Source organism: Jannaschia marina (assembly GCF_013404595.1).
GTDB classification, from domain to species: domain Bacteria; phylum Pseudomonadota; class Alphaproteobacteria; order Rhodobacterales; family Rhodobacteraceae; genus Jannaschia; species Jannaschia marina.
In genome coordinates this window covers 19,556-36,519 of record NZ_JABVAX010000008.1, presented here as the reverse complement: position 1 = coordinate 36,519, position 16,964 = coordinate 19,556, and the positions used below count along the sequence as shown (strand labels likewise).

The window sequence follows — 16,964 nt, the reverse complement described above, 5'->3', positions numbered from 1 at the left end:
GATGAAGACCTATACCGCCGAGACGAGCGACCCAGAGGCCATCGTCGCCGAGCTTCTGACCGGCACCGGGGCCGTCCGCTTCACCGGCCTCTTCACCGACGGAGAGATCGCCGAGGCCCGGCGCATCATCCTTGAGCACTCGGACCGCGACGCCGCCAAGGTCACCCATTTCCAGGGTGCCGCCGAGGCCGCGGGGACCATCGCCCTGCAGCGCCGCGTCTGGAACCTCCTGGCCAAGGGCGAGGTCTTCTCGCGCATGGCGACCCATCCCGTGCTGATGGAGGTGCTGCGCCGCTTCCTCGGCACCGGCTTCATCATGGGCTCCATCGCCGCCAACCGCATCCTGCCCGGCGGGCCGGGGCAGGAGCCGCATGTCGACTACCCCTATTGGGATTTCCACGCGCCCGAGACGCATCCGACGGGCCTCAACGCCAGCTTCCCGATGAACGCGCAGGTGACAATCATCCTCGACCCCTTCACCGAGGCCTCGGGGGCCACCGCCTACGTCCCCGGCACGCAGAAGGAGCTGCGCTACCCGACCGAGGCCGACGATTTCCATGGCCGCGCCGAGCGGATGCTGGGCGATCCGGGCGACACGATCCTGTTCTTCGGCGCGGCCTGGCACTGCGCCATGCCCAACCGCTCCGACCACGAGCGCTGCGCGGTGCTGACGAACTACCTGCCCAAGTGGGTCAAGCCGCTCGAGGACATGCCGGGTGCCTTGCCCGCCGATTTCCTCGCCGCCGCCGCGCCCGACCTGCGGCAGCTTCTGGGTTTCGACTATCCCTACCCCGAGGTGCTCGACACCGCCGCGGCGGTCAACGCCGAGGGCCGGACCTGATGTTCGCGGGCACCGACTTCCTGATCGTCGGCCGCGCGGGGATGGATTTCTACCCCGACCCGCCCGGCACCCGCACCGAGGAGGCGACGCGCTTCGTCTCCTGCCTCGGCGGCAGCAGCGCGAACATCGCCGTGGCCCTCGTCAAGCAGGGCTGCAGCGCCGCCCTCGTCACGCGGGTCAGCGACGACGCCATCGGCCGCTTCGCCCTCAACCAGCTCGACCACTACGGCATCGACCGCACCCACGTGACGCCCGTGGGCGGCGAGGCGCGCAATTCCCTCGCCGTGGTCGAAAGCCGGATCGAGGACCACCAGTCGGTCATCTACCGCAACGGCGCCGCCGACTTCGAGATGACCGTCGCCGACGTCGAGGCCGCGCGCTACGCCGGGCGCGCCGCGCTCATCACCACCGGCACCGTCTTCGCCGCCGACCCCAGCCGTACCGCCGCCTTCCGCGCCTTCGAGCTGGCCGAGGCCGCCGGCGTCCCCCGCATCTTCGACATCGACTACCGCCCCTATTCCTGGACCTCGCCCGCCTTCGCCGCCGAGGTGCTGACCTGCGCGGGCGAGGCCTCGGACATCATCATCGGCAACGACGTCGAGTTCGGCTTCATGGCCGGGTCCTACGACCGCGGCCTCGACACGGCGCGCGCGCTCGCCCGCCGGGGCAAGCTCATCGTCTACAAGATGGGCGAAAAGGGTGCGATCACGCTGCACGGAGACCGGGAAGAGATCCGCACCGGGATCTACCCCACCGACGCGCTCAAGCCCACCGGCGCGGGCGACAGCTTCATGGGCGGGTTCATCGCGGCGCTGGCCAACGGCCACGACCTGCGCACGGCCGTCCTGCGCGGCTCGGCCAGCGCGGCCATGGTCGTCGCCCGCGTCGGCTGCGCCCCCGCCATGCCCACGACCGCCGACCTCGAGGATTTCCTCGCCACCCACCCCGGCCCGACGGACCCCACGGAGTAAGCCCATGCACATCCCGCCCCACGACAACCAGAACAAGCCCATCGTCGACGCCGGCAACGCGACGGTGCCGCTGAACTACTTCAACATCGTCAAGCTGACCGAGGGGCAGAGCTTCGACTACCGCGTCCCTGGCTACGAGACCTGCGTGGTGCCCGCCACCGGCACGATCACCGTCGAGGTCGCGGGCGAGACCTACGCCGACCTCGGCCTGCGCCGCGAAGACGTCTTCGACGGCGACCCCGAAGGGGCCTACATCCCCACCGACACCGCCTGCCGCTTCACCTGTCGGTCCGAGAATGCCGAGGTCTTCATCGCCGGCGCGAAATACGCCGAGACGCTCAAGCCCTTCGAGGTGCGCGCCAAGGATCTCGACAAGGTGCAATACGGATCAGACGAGACGAAGACCCACCGCCGCATCGCCCATATCCTCGGCGCGCAATACCACGACCGCGTCGGCCGCCTCCTCGTCTCGGAGCTCTTCACCGTGGGCACCGGCGGCTGGTCCGGCTTTCCAAGCCACAAGCACGACACCGACCGCTCCGAAGACGGCGAGGTGATCGAGACGCGCCACGACGAGACCTACAACTTCCGCTTCAAGCCGAACTACGGCTCGGGCGTGCAGATGCTCCAGCGGGAGGACAACACACCCGGCGATGCCTATCACATCATGGACGGCTCCACGATTTGCCTCGACCGCGGCTACCACCCCTGCGCCGTTCTGCCGGGCTACGAGATGTACTACTTCACCATCCTCGGCGGCCTCTCGCAGCGCAGCCTCAAGCAATACTTCCAGCCGACCCACGCGGAGCAGCTGCATACGATCCCGGGGATCATGGACATGGTGGCGAAGTTCAAGTGACCCGGCCATGCGCCCCGACCGTCGTCCCGGCGTGGTCGGGGACCTCGCGAGTCCCAAGGTATCCTGCCGAAACCATGCCATCCGACGCGAGGCCGTCCGAGGCCAAGCCGTCCGAAGTGACCTGCCATCGTGTCGAGCCGTTCCAGACCTGGGCCGTGACCCCCGTCGCCCCACCGCGCTCTCGTGCCGACCCTGACGCTCGGGCATTAACCTTAACGCATCCGCGTTCGTCTTGACGCTTCCGCACTAACCCTAACGCCAACGGATTAACCTCAATGACACCGGAGGATTAACCTTAATGCATCACCGGACCGTCCCAAACCGCCGGCCCTGCAGAGTCCTTTCGGACGTCGATCCGGACCTTGCCACCGCCTTGTCCTACCCCGAACTTGTCCTGCTCCCGAACGCGCCTGAACATGCTAAAACCAATCGTGCCAAAATCAGTCGTGCCAGGATCCGTCCGAACGTCTCCACACTCCGCCGACCGCTCCAGCATTAACCCTATTGCGAGCGCGCCGGAATCACTCGGCTCGGCTCCGCCGGGTTGCATCAGGTCAGGGTCCAGCGTGTCCCATCGTTTCCTGCTCCGTTGACGTCAACCTTGATACGACCAGACTGGCATTACCGCCTCGACACTAACCCTACCGCCCTTGCATTGACCTTAACGCGGCAACCTTAACGCGACCGTCCAGCCCTCGTTAAGCCGAACTCCCCAGGATCACCCCGACCCCAATCCGGGATCTCCCGGCACCTCATTCCGCTCCGCAGTAATCTTAACACATGCACATTAACCTTAACGCTCCCAAGCGAACCTAGACGCCGGATTCAACATTGACGCCTCGATCCAAACTTGACGGCCCTACAGTGACCTCAATTCACCCGCATCAACCTTGACGCTCCAGTCTTAACCTTAACGCCTCAGGCCCAACCCTACTGTGCCGACTACTGCGCCGACCGAGCATTCATTAACCTCAATATTCTCACGTTAAACTCGACGGCCTAACGTCAAACAAAGCGTGGCAGCGTTAACCTCAACCCGCCCGCCCCGATCGCAGACGTTAACCTTAATTCGCCCGTCAAATCCAAGAAGGCCCACCCACAAAGGTTGCCCCGCCATGCCGCTCGCCACACTCTCCGACGTCCTCCAACCCGCCCTCGGGGAGGGCCGCGCCGTTGCCGGGGTCGTCTGCCTCGGATGGGAGGACGCCCGCGCCTATACCGCCGCGGCAGAGGAGGTCGGCGTCCCGGTCATCCTGCAGGCCGGGCCCGGGTGCCGCGCACATACCCCCCTGCCCGTCCTCGGCGCGATGTTCCGCAGCCTCGCCGCCGACGCCGACGTGCCCGTCGTCGCCCATCTCGACCACGGCTACGAGGAGGCGGAGGCGCGCGCGGCCATCGACGCGGGCTTCACCAGCGTCATGTTCGACGGCTCGAAACTGCCGCTCGCCGAGAACATCGCCCGTACCGCCGCCATTGCGGAGATGGCCCATGCCGCCGGCGTCTCCTGCGAAGGGGAAATCGGCTTCGTGGGCTACGCCGAGGGGGCCGAAAGCCGGGGCACCGACCCCGAGGAGGCCGCGCGCTTCGCCCGGGAAACCGGCGTCGACGCCATGGCGATTTCCGTGGGCAACGTGCACCTGCAGACGGACGCAGGCACGGGTCTCGACGAAGGGCGCATCGCCGCGATCGAGGCCGTCACCGACGTCCCCCTCGTGATCCACGGCGGCTCGGGCGTGCCCCACGCGCAGCGCGCCCGCCTCGCCCGCGGCACGGCGATCTGCAAGTTCAACATCGGCACCGAGCTGCGCCAGGTCTTCGGTACCGCCCTGCGCGCCAGCCTCGCCGAACACCCCGACCGTTTCGACCGGGTGGAGATCCTGCGCGCGGTCGAACCGCCGATCCGGGCGGCCTGCGCGAAGGTTCTGCGCAGCCTCGGTTAATGTTACAGATTTTTCATACGTAGAAAATTCTGTAACGCTTTCCTTGCCGGACGCAGCCTGAACGCGTATCTTTCCAATAAGGAGGATCCGCCGATGTACGCCCAGCTCGTCAAATCCGACGCCGCATCCGACACCCCCGAAGATCGCGCCTTCCAGGCCCGCATCGACGCGGGCGAGAAGATCGAGCCGAAGGACTGGATGCCCGAGGGCTACCGCAAGACGCTGATCCGCCAGATCGGCCAGCACGCCCATTCCGAGATCGTGGGCCAGCTGCCCGAGGGCAACTGGATCACCCGCGCCCCCACGCTGGAGCGCAAGGCCATCCTGCTCGCCAAGGTGCAGGACGAGGCGGGCCACGGCCTCTACCTCTACTGCGCCGCCGAGACGCTGGGCATCAGCCGGGACGAGATGACCGAGATGCTGCTCGACGGCCGGATGAAGTATTCGTCGATCTTCAACTACCCCACGCTCACCTGGGCCGACATGGGGGCCGTCGGCTGGCTCGTCGACGGCGCGGCGATCATGAACCAGGTGCCATTGCAGCGCACCTCCTACGGGCCCTACGCCCGGGCCATGGTGCGCATCTGCAAGGAGGAGAGCTTCCACCAGCGGCAGGGCTTCGACATCATGATGAAGATGGCACAGGGTAGCGCGGCGCAGAAGAAGATGGCGCAGGACGCGCTCGACCGCTTCTGGTTCCCCGCCCTGATGATGTTCGGCCCCTCCGACAGGGACAGCGTGCACTCCGCGCAGTCGATGGCCTGGAAGATCAAGATGAACACTAACGACGAGCTGCGCCAGAAATTCGTCGACCAGACCGTGCCGCAGGCCGAATACCTGGGCCTTACCGTCCCCGACGCGGACCTCGCCTGGAACGAGGAGACGGGCCATTACGACTTCACCCAGCCCGACTGGTCGGAGTTCATGGACGTGCTGCGCGGCAACGGCCCCTGCAACGCCGACCGGCTGGAGGCCCGGCAGAAGGCCTGGGACGACGGGGCCTGGGTGCGCGACGGGCTGATGGCCCATGCCGCGAAGAGGCGCGCCGCCGGCGTCGCGGCCGAGTAGATGCAATTGGCCGAGATCAACATCGCCCATCTGACCCACGAGATCGGGCATCCCGCCGTCGCCGACTTCGCCGACAACCTCGACCGCATCAACGCGCTGGCCGAGCGGATGCCGGGCTTCGTCTGGCGCCACGTCGACCCCTCGGGCAACGCCACCGAAACCCGGATCGACCCGGACCCCCGCGTCATCGTCAACCTCTCCGTCTGGGAGGGGGTGGAGGCGCTCGAGACCTTCGTCTGGGGCACCGCGCACGTGCAGTTCTACCGCCGCCGCGCGGAGTGGTTTCACGCGATGGAGCGGATGCAGTTCGCCATGTGGTGGGTCGAGGACGGACACCGCCCCACCGTGGCCGAGGCCGTCGAACGCCTCGCCCACCATCAGGCCCATGGCGATACCGACCACGCCTTCGGCTGGGCCCACCTGCCCGCCGCGACCCGCTGGCGCAGCGCCCGCTGCGAGCCGGCATGAAGAGCCTCCGCGCCATGCCCGTCGTCGCCGTCCGCGACGTTGCCGCCGCGGCGGCCTTCTGGGGGCGGGCGGGCTTCGCCACCCTCGGCGTCTGGGGCGATGGCTTCTCCATCGTGCAGCGCGGCGACGTGACGTTCGGCCTGCGCAAGGGCACGCCCGTCGCCGGCGACTGGGTGGCCTACGTCTACGTCTCCGATGTGGACGCGCTCCATGTGGAGCTGTCCGACGCGGGCCTCGCCACCACCGGGATCCGTCGCAACGAGCACTACGGATGCGACGACTTCGAGGTCCATGACCCCGACGGCCAGATCGTCCTCTTCGGCCAGGCCCGCAATCCGCACCCGGGTCCGGGCCTGAACGACGACCGGGGCCGCGGGTGATCAGGGCCGCCGCCCTCCTCGCCGCCATGGCTCTCCCCGCCGCCGCGCAGGTCAGCGCGGGCGGCCACATCTATTCCACCGCCTGCACCGCCTCGGGTTATGTCCTGACGTCCGACTATCCCATGGTCCGCTTCATCCGCACCGACACCGGCCCGCAGGCCCTAGAAGGGCGCGAGACGCTCTATCTCGGCAAGTCCTGCGATGCCGCCCGCGACGGCTTCTCCGCCGGCACCTGGTGCTGGGCCAACGGCGGCTTCTCCGCCGACTTCCCCGAACTCTCCATCGGCTTCCCGCGCCAGAGCCCGGGCTGCCCGGCCGACGCGGCAGAGGCCTTCGAGCTCCTCGATCTCGACTGCGGGTGCTGACATGAGCGATCCCAAACGCGAATGGCCCCTCTGGGAGGTCTTCATCCGCGGCCAGCACGGCCTCAGCCACCGCCACGTCGGCTCGCTCCATGCCGCCGACGCGGAGACGGCGATGCGCAACGCCCGCGACGTCTACACCCGCCGCCACGAGGGCGTGTCGATCTGGGTCGTCCCCTCGGCTCAGATCACCGCCTCGAACCCCTCGGCCAAGGGCCCGATGTTCGACCCGGCCGATGACAAGACCTACCGCCACCCCACCTTCTTCGACATCCCCGACGACGCGGGCGCGATGTGAGCGACCTTTTCACCTTCCTCACCCGGATGGGCGACAACACCCTCGTCCTCGGCCATCGCCTGTCGGAATGGTGCGGTCGCGCCCCCGCGCTCGAGGAGGATATCGCGCTCGCCAATACCGCGCTCGATCTCATCGGCCAGACGCAGATGTGGCTCGGCCGCGCCGGCGAGGTGGAGGGCGCGGGCCGCTCCGCCGACGACATCGCTATGCTCCGCGACGTGTGGGACTTCCGCAACCTCCTCCTCGTGGAGCAACCGAACCGCGATTTCGGCCACACGATCACGCGGCAGTTCCTCTTCGACCAGTGGCATGTCGCGCAGCTCGACGCGCTGACCCGGGCCACCGACGCCCCCGTCGCCGCCATCGCGGCCAAGGCGGTGAAGGAGGCGCGCTACCACGCCGAGCGCTCCGCCGGCATCGTGGTGGCCCTCGGCGACGGCACCGAGGAGAGCCACGCAAGGATGCAGGCGGCGCTCGACCGGCTCTGGCCCTTCGCGGGCGAGATGTTCCAGGACGACGCCACCGATACCGCCATGACCGACGCCGGCATCGCCCCCCTGCCCTCCACGCTCCGCCCCGCGTGGGACGAGACCGTCCGCGCCACGCTCACCGAGGCCACGCTGACGGTCCCCGAGGGCACCTTCGCCCACGCGGGCGGCCGCACCGGCGCGCGCCATTCCGAACACCTCGGCCATATGCTCACGCAGATGCAGTGGCTCCAGCGCGCCTATCCGGGGGCGACCTGGTGATGCCGCGCCCGGCCCCCGCCCCCGTTCCCGGCTCCCGCGCCGACGTCACGCGCCCCCGCGCGCGCCACGCGACGCCCAGCACCGACGCGGCGCTCCTCGACCTCCTCGCCACGATCCCCGACCCCGAGATCCCGGTCATCACCATCACCGACCTCGGCATCGTGCGCGCCGCCACCCTCGACGGCACGACCGCCCGCGTCGCGATCACGCCCACCTACTCGGGCTGCCCCGCCACCTCCCTCATCGCGCTCGCGGTGGAGTCCAGGCTCCGCGACGCCGGCCTGACCCCGGCCATCGAAACCCGCCTCGACCCGCCCTGGACGACCGACTGGCTCACCGAGGCGGCGCACGAGAAGCTCCGCGCCTACGGCATCGCCCCGCCCACGGGGGCCACGCGCCCCCGCTGCCCCCGCTGCGACAGCCCGGCGACCACCGAGATCAGCCGCTTCGGCTCCACCCCCTGCAAGGCCCAATGGCGCTGCGACGCCTGCGCCGAGCCTTTCGACCATTTCAAGTGCCACTGATGCGGTTCCAGCCCCTCAAAGTCACCGATATCCGCCCGACGACCCGCGACGCCGTGGTCGTCACCCTCGACGCGCCCTTCGACTGGGTGCAGGGGCAGTACCTCACCTTCCGGCGCAGCTTCGACGGCACCGAGATCCGGCGCAGCTATTCCATCTGCGCCGCCCCGGGCGAGCCCTGCCAGGTCGCCATCAAGCGGGTCGAGGGCGGGGCCTTCTCCACCTGGGCCAACGAGAGCCTCGCCCCCGGCGACACGCTCGACGTGATGCCCCCCATGGGCCGCTTCCACACCCCGCTCGCACCCGACGCCGCGACCCGCTACCTGCTGATCACCGCGGGCTCCGGCATCACCCCGATCCTCTCGATTGCCCGCACGGTGCTGGCCGCGGAGCCGAAAGCGCAGGTCACGGTCCTCTATGCCAACCGCGCGGTGAACAGCATCATGTTCCAGACCGAGCTGGACGACCTGAAATCGCAGCACCTGACCCGGCTTCAGATCGTCCACGTCCTCAAGCAGGACGCGCAGCAGATTCCGCTCTTCACCGGGCGGCTCGACGCCGACAAGCTCGACGCGCTCTTCGCGCAGTGGATCGACCCCGACACGATCGACCGGGCCTTCATCTGCGGCCCCGAGGGCCTGATGGAGACCGCCCGCGCCCGCCTCGAAGCCCACGGGGTGAACCCGGCGGAGATCCACGTCGAGCTGTTCGGCAGCACGCAGCCCGGCCGCCTGCCGCAATCCGCCCGCAGCGACGCGCCCCAGCCCCCGACCCGCGCTACCATCCGCCTCGACGGCGTCCCCCACGAGATCACGATGGAGCGCGACCAGAGCCTCCTCGACGCGGCCCGCGCCAACGCCCTCGACGCGCCCTTCGCCTGCAAGGCGGGCGTCTGCTCGACCTGCATGTGCCGCGTGGTCGAAGGCGAGGTGGAGATGATCCAGAACCACGCCCTCGACGACGACGAGGTCAGCCGCGGCTACGTCCTCTCCTGCCAGTCCTACCCGCTGACCGACAGCGTGGTCGTCGACTACGACACCGGCCACTGACGCGCGCGCCCTCGCCCCCTTGCACTGTCATGCCCGGGCTCGACCCGGGCATCTCTTCATATCTGTCGCGCAAAGCCCGTCATGCTCGGGCTCGACCCGAACATCCACTGCTCCCTGATGCACAACCGACCAAAGACGGCCGGATCAAGTCCGACCATGACCCCCGAGGCCCCCACCCCATCTTCCTGCCGAAAATACTCAAAAAAAGACGCTAACCCCCGAGCGCCCCCACCCCGCCCCGCGCGATCGCCGCGACGTCCCGCGCGTAGGCCAGGCGCGCCGCGCGGTCGGCCCCGGGGTGCCACATGTAGAACCAGTTGAGCATGCCGAAGACGCTCATCACCGCCGACCGCCGCCGGTCGCCCAGCACCTCGCCCATGCGCGCCACCATCTCCCGCTGGTAGCCGCGCAGTACCTCCGCCTTCTCCGGCGGCAGGAGCGCCATGCCCTCGCCCTGGATGCGATGCTCCGCGTCCATCCCCTCGTAGGCCAGCAGGATCGCCTCCAGAAGCGGCCCCAGCTCCCCTTCGGCCAGCACGACGTCGCGCAGGTCCGACAGGTAGCCGTCGAGGATCTCGAAGAGCAGCGCCTCCTTGCTCGGCCAGTAGTGATAGAGCACGCCCTTCGACACCCCCGCCGCCCGCGCCACCTCCGCCATGGAGGCCCCGGCGACGCCCGAGGCGGCGAAGGCCCGCGCCGCCGCCTTCAGGAGCGCCGCGCGCTTCGCCCCGTGGTCGCGGGCAAGGCTACGCCCCACGCCGATCCACCACGCGCCGCGCCTTGCCCTGGCTGCGCTCCACGCTGCCCGGCGGCCCCACCACCACCGCGCAGCTCACCCCGATCAGGTCCTTGATCTCCCGCTCCAGCACGGCCCCGGCCGCGCCGTCCCCGCCCTCCACATGCACCCGCATCACGTCCATCTTACCCTCGCGCGTCAGTTCGATCTGGAAATAAGGGGCGAGGCCCGGCACCGCCAGCACGCGCTCCTCCACCTGGCTCGGGAAGACGTTGACGCCGCGCAGAATGATCATGTCGTCCGACCGCCCCGTCACCTTCGCCATCCGCCGCATCGACCGCGCCGTCCCGGGCATCAGCCGCGTCAGGTCGCGCGTGCGGTAGCGGATCACCGGCATGCCCGCCTTGGTGAGCGTGGTGAACACCAGTTCCCCCTCCGTCCCGTCGGGCAGCACCTCGCCCGTCTGCGGGTCGATGATCTCGGGCAGGAAATGATCCTCCCAGATGTGCAGCCCGTCCTTGGTCTCAACGCATTCCTGCGCCACCCCCGGCCCCATCACCTCCGACAACCCGTAGATATCCACCGCATGCATGTCGAAGGCCACCTCGATCTCGGCGCGCATCGCGGGCGTCCAGGGCTCGGCCCCGAAGATGCCGACCTCGAGCGACGAGGCCCGCGGGTCCAGCCCCTGCCGCTCGTATTCCTCGAGGATATTCAGCATGTAGGACGGCGTCACCATGATCGCCTTGGGTCGGAAATCCTCGATCAGCTGCACCTGCCGCGCCGTCTGCCCGCCCGACATCGGAATCACCGTCGCACCCAGCCGCTCGATCCCCGCATGGGCGCCGAGCCCCCCGGTAAAGAGCCCGTAGCCATAGGCGTTGTGCACCACGTCTCCGGCCCGCACCCCGGCCGCGCGCAGGCTCCGCGCCACGAGGTCCGCCCAATGGTCGAGGTCGCCCTGGGTGTAGCCCACCACCGTCGGCTTCCCCGTGGTGCCCGACGAGGCATGAACCCGCCGGATCTCGCCCCGCGGCACGGCGAACATGCCGAAGGGGTAATTCGCCCGCAGGTCGTCCTTCGTGGTGAAGGGAAACTTCGCCAGATCGCCCAGCGACGTCAGATCCCCCGGCCGCACCCCCGCCGCATCGAAGGCCGCGCGGTAGTGAGCGACGTTCTCATAGGCATGGTGCAGCGTCCACTTCAGCCGGTCGAGCTGCACCTCGTCGATGAAAGGGCGCGGCGCGGTCTCGATCGGGTCCATCCAGGCCGGATCGGGTTTCAGGTCCTTCATGTCTCCTCCTCCTCGAAGAGCGTGCCCCGGATCGCCCGCGACAGCCCCCGGAACTGCGCCACCACCGTCTCGCCGTTGGTGACCGTCACGTCGTAGATACCGTTTTTCCCTTGCAGAGAGACTTCCCGCGCCACCGCCATCAACCGGTCGCCCGCCCGTCCCGGCGCTGTGAAGCTGACCATGCAGTGCTGCGCCACCGTCGCCTGGTTGCGGCTGTTGCAGGCAAAGGCGAAGGCCGTATCGGCCAGCGCGAAGGTCACCCCGCCGTGGCACGTCCCGTGGCCGTTGCAATGGTGCGCCGCCACGTCAAGCGCGACCTCCGCACGCCCCTCGCCCACCGCGATCAGCTCGAAGCCGAACCATCGCGACGCCTCGTCCGCCGCCCACATCGTCTCCGCGGCCCGCGCCGCCCGTGCCTCTGCGTCCATCGACCTCTCCCTTGGCGGAACGCTTGCACAAACCCGACCGAGCGGTCAACAATAGCCGCTCTGGCGGCTCCGGCACCCCTCCCCTACCCTGCCCGCATGTCCAGCCTGATCGACATCCTCACCGATGGCCGCCCGCCCCGTACCTGGTCGATGCTCGTCACCATCTTCGGCGATCTCGCGCTCGACCCGGGCACGCGGCTGACGGGGCGGACGCTCGCCGCGCTCACCGCGCCCATGGGCATCCGCCCCGAAGCCCTGCGCACGGCGCTCCACCGCCTGCGCCGCGACGGCTGGATCGAGAGCACGCGGCACGGGCGGCTGACGGCCCATGCGCTGACCGAGTTCGGTCGCGACCAATCGCGCGCCGCCGGGCCCCGAATCTACGGCGCGGACATACCCACCGGGCTCTACCTGCACGTGACGGAGCCCGGCGCACTACAGGAGGGATGTGTGATCGCGCCAGGCCTCGCGCTGGCGACGACCCCGGGCGACCCGTTGCTCCCGCTCGACACCGTGCCCGACTGGATGCAGGCGCGCGTCTGCCCGCCGGATCTGCTGGGTCAGACCAATGCCTTCGCCGACCGGATCGAGGCTCTAGCGCGGCGGTTAGAGACCGAAACAGACACTTCTCTGCGCCTCGTCATCGTTCACGAGTGGCGCCGTCTGGTGCTGCGCACCCCTGCCCTGCCCGATCGCGCCTTCCCCGAAACATGGCGCGGGGCCGAGGCGCGCGCCCATATCCGCGCGCTGCTCACCGCCCTGCCCCGGCCCGACTACTCGACAAGTTCGATCGAACAGCCCTGAAGCCGGGCAAGGGCCGCAAGCCGCGACAGGTGGTGCGTGCGCAGGAAGGACGCATGGAACCGCGACGGCGCGCGCAGGCGCAGTACGTCGTCCCGCTCCTCCACGCAGATGAGAGGAGCGACCCAGGCTTGATACAGCCCCGGGTCTTCCGCCTGCACCCGCGCGGCCAGCGCCGGCCACTGCCCGCTCCCCTGCACTGGAAACGGCACCACGGTCTGCGGGCTGGGCTCCGGTGCCGGCGGTATCATCCGCGCCACGAAGTCGGGGCCGACGTGCGACCAGCTCTCCGCCGTCTGTGCCAGCACCACATCGAGACCGAGACCATAGCAGGCCACCCTCCCCCGCGCCGAGGGACGCTTGAGCACCAGCCATCCGGCCTCGCGCAGATGCGCCATCTCCCGCTTGACCGTCCGTTCATCGACCGACCAGAGCCGGGCGATTTCTTTCTGTCCGGTGGTGAGCGTGTCGCTCTGCCAGTTATAGCGGGCCGTCAGGAGCGTGATGAACCGCAAGGCCCGGCGCTGCAGATGCTTGTCGCCGGCGCAGGCCCAGCTGCCGAGCGCGACCAGCACGTCGTATTTCATCGACGCTGCGTTGCGCCCGGTTGGAACGCGTCTCTGTATGTCTATCTGGCCGGATGCCATTATCGCCCCGCCGCTGCTCAATCGACCGTTTTTCCGGCCGTTGATCCGATTTGCGTTGGATTATTCGATTCTGTCAAGCGTCGCCGCTGGAGGCCCTCATTCAAGAAATGAAATGAGGTATGTATCTGGTATAGAGGGACACAGTGGGCGTCCCCTCAAAGCGACCGCATGTCCCCCCAAGCTAGAGTATGACACTGACTTTGTCCCCTCAATATGAGGTGTCAGTGCGGCAAATGCGCGAATCGGGCCTGCCGGGTCGCGGCGCCGCCGTTGCCGCAGGGCACGCAAGGACGCGCGCGCGTCTCCTGATCGTTAGTTCTTCATTTACGTCTTTGTCAAATTCGGCGTATTTCAGTTTCAGAGAACAATGAACGTTGAGGTGGCAGATGCTCGACTACCGGGATCTTCAGGCACTCCGCGACAGCTCGCTCAAGCTGCAGGGGTGGATCCGCAAACAGACCTTCTCCCCCGGGCACGAAAAGGTCCTCCGGCGCTTCTCCTCCTGGGAGGTGTCGGAGCTCATCTTCCGGGTCAATCAGAACACCTTCCGCGGCCGCCTCGCCGCCGACCCCGCCCTGCCCTCCGGCGAGGTGGAGCCCGAGGGGCGGCAGCGCTGGTTCTCCCTCGAGGAGGTCAACGAGCTGCGCCGCAAGATGAAGGTAAACCGCCGCTCCCTCATGCCGCCCCGTCCCGCGGGCAAGCGCGCGATCCGCGTTGCGGTCTCCAACTTCAAGGGCGGGGCCGGCAAGTCGACCACCGCGCTCCACCTCGCCCATGCTGCGGCGCTCGACGGCTATCGCGTCCTCTGCATCGACTTCGACCCTCAGGCGACGCTGAGCCATTCGATGGGTCTGAGCGACGTGAACGAGGAGCATACCGTCTGGGGCATCCTCGCCCGCGACCTCATCCACGAGACGCAGCGCATGAACGCCGCGACGCGCGGGGCCGAGTCGGGTCGTGCGATGCCCGAACGCCGCCTGCCCGCCTCCATCGCCGACACCGGGCTCGGTGAGCTGCGGCAGGCGGATTTCATCAAGCCGACCTGCTGGTCGACGATCGACCTCGTCCCGAGTTGCGCCAACGCGGCCTTTGTGGAATTCGCCAGCGCGCAGTACCGGCACATGAACCCCGACTGGTCGTTCTTCGCCGCCGTCTCCCGCTGGCTCGACGCCCTGCCCCGCGACGCCTACGACCTCGTCATCTTCGACTGCCCCCCGGCGATCGGCTACCAGTCGATGAACGCCGTCTTTGCGGCGGACGTCCTCTACATCCCGTCGGGACCCGGCTACTGGGAATACGACTCCACGACCTCCTTCATCGGCCAGCTTTCCGAGGCGCTGGAGGATCTCGTCGGCTTCGCGGATTTCCCCGCGGGGAAATCGGAGTTCGGCAAGAGCTTCCTCGACGTGCGATTCCTGCTGACGCGGTACGAGCCGGGGAATGATCTGCACCGTGCCATGAAGGATGCCTTCGGCAAGGTCTTCGGCGACCGGATGGCGGAGCACCCGATCGAGCATACGCGGGCCGTCGAGCAATCGGGGCGGTTCCTCAGTTCGGTGTACGAGATCGACTACCGCGACATGACCCGCGAGACCTGGCGGCGCGCGCGGGGTACGTTCGACACGGCCTATGCGGAGTTCCGCGAGACCGTGCTGGCCGCCTGGGACCGGATGGAGGACGAGACATGAGCCGCAAACGCCGCATCTTCGACGTCGACCTGCCGAGCGAAGACGACACCGCGATCCCGGAAAACATCGAGACGAAGTCCGCCCGCCGCGGCCCGATGGCCGCCGCCATCGGAGAGGTCGGGGACGCGCGCCGGCACCGGGAGCGGCTTGAGGCGGAGATCCGGGCCGAGAACGACGCGCTGGCCCACGAGCTCGTGCGGCTCAAGGGGCTGGGCCTCATCACCGATCTCGTGCCCATCGACGCGGTGCGCACGCGGAAGCTGACGCGCGACCGGCGCGTCTCGGGCGATCTGGAGCTCGATGACCTGAAGGCCTCGCTGCGCGACATCGGGTTGAGCAATCCGATCCGGGTCGAGGCGGACGGGCAGGGGGGCTATGAGCTGGTGCAGGGGATGCGCCGGCTGTCGGCCTATCGCGAACTCCATGCCGAGACGGGGGAAGAACGATGGGCGCAGATCCCGGCGGGCATCCTGGCCGCGGGCGAGAGCCAGGCGGGGCTCTACCGGCGGATGGTGGACGAGAACCTGATCCGCAAGGACGTGAGCTTCGCCGAGATGGCGATGCTGGCGCGGGCCTATGCGTCGGATGGGGTGGACGGCTGCGCGTCGGTCGACGAGGCGGTCAACGCGCTCTACGCGAGTGTCGCGCCGCAGAAGCGGAGCTACATCCGCCGCTTCGCGCTGGTGATGGCGCGGCTCGAGAAGGTGCTGGCTCATCCCACTGCGCTGTCGCGGGCCGTGGGGCTGGCGCTGGCCGACCGGCTGGAGGCGGATGCCGGGTTCGCGGCGGTGCTGCGCGACCGGTTGATGGCTGAACCCGGTCGGACGGCGGAGGAGGAGCTGGCGATCCTGCGCGGGGCGCTTGACGCGCAGACGGCCCCGTTGCCGAAGAAGGCGCGGGGCGCGCCGCGGGGGCGTGTTGCGCTGTCGGTGCCGGTGGGGCCGGGGGTGCGGGCGACGGCGACGCAGGGCAAGATGGAGCTGCGAGCGGACCTCGATTTCGGCGCGGTCGACCGGGCGAAACTGGAGCGGGCGATCGCGGCCTTCTGGCGCGAGATCGGGGAAGGAGAGTGATTTCCCCGCGGGGAAATCCTTGCGTGCCAGTATGTGTTTGACTATATGACTGGTCAGATAGTCAGGAGGGTGCCATGTGGACGGTCCAGGACGCGAAGGCGAAGTTCAGTGCCGTGGTCGAGGCGGCGATGACGGGTGAGCCTCAGCATGTCACGAAACGGGGGCAACCGGCGGTCGTCGTCGTCTCGGAAGAGGAATGGGCCGCGCTCAGCCGACTGCGCGAGCCGGCGACCTTCGGCGCGCTGATGGCGGACATGCCGCAAGCCCGCGACGACGAGCCGGATTTCGACTGGGACCGGCTGGGCAACGTGCGGCCGCGTGACGTCGAGTTCTGATGTATCTTCTTGATACGGATACACTTTCTCTTCTGCGCCGTCGCCGGCGCTTCCCCGAGGTGGCCGAGTGGGCCGCAGCCCGCGCGCCGGAGACGATGTTCGTCTCGGTCGTCAGTCTTGCCGAGATCGAGACCGGGATTCACCGGGCGCAGCGCCGCGATCCGCGGTTCGCGGCGGATTTGCGGGATTGGGCCGATCGGCTGCGGCGGGTCGAGTTCCGGGACCGTATCCTGCCGCTGGATGCGCGGGCGGCGACGGTCTGGGGGCAGATGGCCGCGCGGATCGGTCACAATGAGAACGACCTCATGATCGCCGCCATCGCGCAGGTCCACGGGTTGACCGTGGTGACGCGCAACATCCGGCATTTCGAGCCGACGGGCGTCGCCGTCTTCGACCCGATGGGGCAGGGGACGCCGGGGCGCGCTTGAACTCCGCCCGGCGGGGCGTCACGGTTCG

General features: G+C 68.6%; 21 protein-coding genes. 17 read left to right on the top strand and 4 right to left on the bottom strand.

What is annotated here, in order from left to right:
- The first annotated feature begins 1 nt into the window (after position 1).
- From HSX43_RS13765 to HSX43_RS13710, 12 genes are all read left to right on the top strand, one after another.
- Positions 2-841: a phytanoyl-CoA dioxygenase family protein gene (locus HSX43_RS13765; protein ID WP_179380725.1), complete on the top strand. Its 840-nt coding sequence runs from the start codon at positions 2-4 to the stop codon at positions 839-841.
- Positions 841-1,812 (top strand): 5-dehydro-2-deoxygluconokinase, encoded by a 972-nt coding sequence (iolC, locus tag HSX43_RS13760; protein ID WP_179380724.1) that lies wholly within the window; start codon positions 841-843, stop codon positions 1,810-1,812. Before HSX43_RS13765 ends, iolC begins: the two co-directional genes overlap by 1 nt.
- A 4-nt stretch (positions 1,813-1,816) precedes the next feature.
- A complete protein-coding gene (locus HSX43_RS13755) occupies positions 1,817-2,671 on the top strand; it encodes a 5-deoxy-glucuronate isomerase (protein ID WP_179380723.1) in 855 nt (284 codons plus the stop codon).
- A gap of 1,115 nt (positions 2,672-3,786) precedes the next feature.
- On the top strand, positions 3,787-4,611 hold the full coding sequence (locus HSX43_RS13750; RefSeq protein ID WP_179380722.1) for a class II fructose-bisphosphate aldolase: 825 nt from the start codon (positions 3,787-3,789) through the stop codon (positions 4,609-4,611).
- 93 nt (positions 4,612-4,704) lie between these two features.
- Positions 4,705-5,679 (top strand): 1,2-phenylacetyl-CoA epoxidase subunit PaaA, encoded by a 975-nt coding sequence (gene paaA / locus HSX43_RS13745; RefSeq protein ID WP_179380721.1) that lies wholly within the window; start codon positions 4,705-4,707, stop codon positions 5,677-5,679.
- Positions 5,680-6,147, top strand: a complete 468-nt coding sequence (locus tag HSX43_RS13740) for a DUF3291 domain-containing protein (protein WP_179380720.1) — start codon at positions 5,680-5,682, stop codon at positions 6,145-6,147.
- On the top strand, positions 6,144-6,527 hold the full coding sequence (locus HSX43_RS13735; RefSeq protein ID WP_179380719.1) for a VOC family protein: 384 nt from the start codon (positions 6,144-6,146) through the stop codon (positions 6,525-6,527). The genes HSX43_RS13740 and HSX43_RS13735 overlap by 4 nt, the downstream gene beginning before the upstream one ends.
- Positions 6,524-6,892 (top strand): hypothetical protein, encoded by a 369-nt coding sequence (locus tag HSX43_RS13730; protein WP_179380718.1) that lies wholly within the window; start codon positions 6,524-6,526, stop codon positions 6,890-6,892. The genes HSX43_RS13735 and HSX43_RS13730 overlap by 4 nt, the downstream gene beginning before the upstream one ends.
- 1 nt (position 6,893) lies before the next feature.
- Positions 6,894-7,187: a 1,2-phenylacetyl-CoA epoxidase subunit PaaB gene (gene paaB, locus HSX43_RS13725; protein WP_179380717.1), complete on the top strand. Its 294-nt coding sequence runs from the start codon at positions 6,894-6,896 to the stop codon at positions 7,185-7,187.
- Positions 7,184-7,936, top strand: coding sequence for a 1,2-phenylacetyl-CoA epoxidase subunit PaaC (gene paaC, locus HSX43_RS13720; RefSeq protein WP_328795391.1), 753 nt, complete (start codon positions 7,184-7,186; stop codon positions 7,934-7,936). The genes paaB and paaC overlap by 4 nt, the downstream gene beginning before the upstream one ends.
- Positions 7,936-8,460, top strand: coding sequence for a 1,2-phenylacetyl-CoA epoxidase subunit PaaD (paaD, locus tag HSX43_RS13715; RefSeq protein WP_179380716.1), 525 nt, complete (start codon positions 7,936-7,938; stop codon positions 8,458-8,460). Before paaC ends, paaD begins: the two co-directional genes overlap by 1 nt.
- Complete coding sequence (locus HSX43_RS13710) at positions 8,457-9,506, top strand: 2Fe-2S iron-sulfur cluster-binding protein (RefSeq protein WP_179380803.1); 1,050 nt, start codon at positions 8,457-8,459, stop codon at positions 9,504-9,506. The genes paaD and HSX43_RS13710 overlap by 4 nt, the downstream gene beginning before the upstream one ends.
- Before the next feature lie 211 nt (positions 9,507-9,717).
- Here the strand turns inward: HSX43_RS13710 and HSX43_RS13705 are convergent, their stop codons facing one another.
- The 3 genes from HSX43_RS13705 to paaI are packed head-to-tail and all read right to left on the bottom strand — an operon-like array spanning position 9,718 to position 11,964.
- Positions 9,718-10,263 carry a TetR/AcrR family transcriptional regulator gene (locus tag HSX43_RS13705; RefSeq protein WP_179380715.1) on the bottom strand — a complete coding sequence of 182 codons (546 nt, stop codon included), beginning with the start codon at positions 10,261-10,263 and terminating at the stop codon, positions 9,718-9,720.
- Positions 10,253-11,536, bottom strand: a complete 1,284-nt coding sequence (paaK, locus tag HSX43_RS13700; RefSeq protein WP_179380714.1) for a phenylacetate--CoA ligase PaaK — start codon at positions 11,534-11,536, stop codon at positions 10,253-10,255. The genes HSX43_RS13705 and paaK overlap by 11 nt, the downstream gene beginning before the upstream one ends.
- Positions 11,533-11,964, bottom strand: coding sequence for a hydroxyphenylacetyl-CoA thioesterase PaaI (paaI, locus tag HSX43_RS13695; protein WP_179380713.1), 432 nt, complete (start codon positions 11,962-11,964; stop codon positions 11,533-11,535). The genes paaK and paaI overlap by 4 nt, the downstream gene beginning before the upstream one ends.
- Positions 11,965-12,060: 96 nt before the next feature.
- On the opposite strand from paaI, the gene HSX43_RS13690 reads away from it, so the two are divergent.
- Positions 12,061-12,768 (top strand): PaaX family transcriptional regulator C-terminal domain-containing protein, encoded by a 708-nt coding sequence (locus HSX43_RS13690; protein ID WP_179380712.1) that lies wholly within the window; start codon positions 12,061-12,063, stop codon positions 12,766-12,768.
- On the opposite strand, the gene HSX43_RS13685 is transcribed toward HSX43_RS13690, so the two are convergent.
- Positions 12,738-13,352 (bottom strand): hypothetical protein, encoded by a 615-nt coding sequence (locus HSX43_RS13685; RefSeq protein ID WP_235962660.1) that lies wholly within the window; start codon positions 13,350-13,352, stop codon positions 12,738-12,740. The genes HSX43_RS13690 and HSX43_RS13685 overlap by 31 nt on opposite strands.
- 446 nt (positions 13,353-13,798) lie before the next feature.
- On the opposite strand from HSX43_RS13685, the gene HSX43_RS13680 reads away from it, so the two are divergent.
- The 4 genes from HSX43_RS13680 (at position 13,799) to HSX43_RS13665 (ending at position 16,936) form a co-directional block, all read left to right on the top strand.
- Positions 13,799-15,100: an AAA family ATPase gene (locus tag HSX43_RS13680; RefSeq protein WP_179380710.1), complete on the top strand. Its 1,302-nt coding sequence runs from the start codon at positions 13,799-13,801 to the stop codon at positions 15,098-15,100.
- Entirely contained in the window at positions 15,097-16,173 is a 1,077-nt protein-coding gene (locus HSX43_RS13675) for a ParB/RepB/Spo0J family partition protein (protein WP_179380709.1), read from the top strand. The genes HSX43_RS13680 and HSX43_RS13675 overlap by 4 nt, the downstream gene beginning before the upstream one ends.
- 74 nt (positions 16,174-16,247) lie before the next feature.
- Complete coding sequence (locus HSX43_RS13670; RefSeq protein WP_179380708.1) at positions 16,248-16,508, top strand: type II toxin-antitoxin system Phd/YefM family antitoxin; 261 nt, start codon at positions 16,248-16,250, stop codon at positions 16,506-16,508.
- Complete coding sequence (locus tag HSX43_RS13665; protein WP_179380707.1) at positions 16,508-16,936, top strand: type II toxin-antitoxin system VapC family toxin; 429 nt, start codon at positions 16,508-16,510, stop codon at positions 16,934-16,936. Before HSX43_RS13670 ends, HSX43_RS13665 begins: the two co-directional genes overlap by 1 nt.
- Positions 16,937-16,964 lie beyond the last annotated feature (28 nt).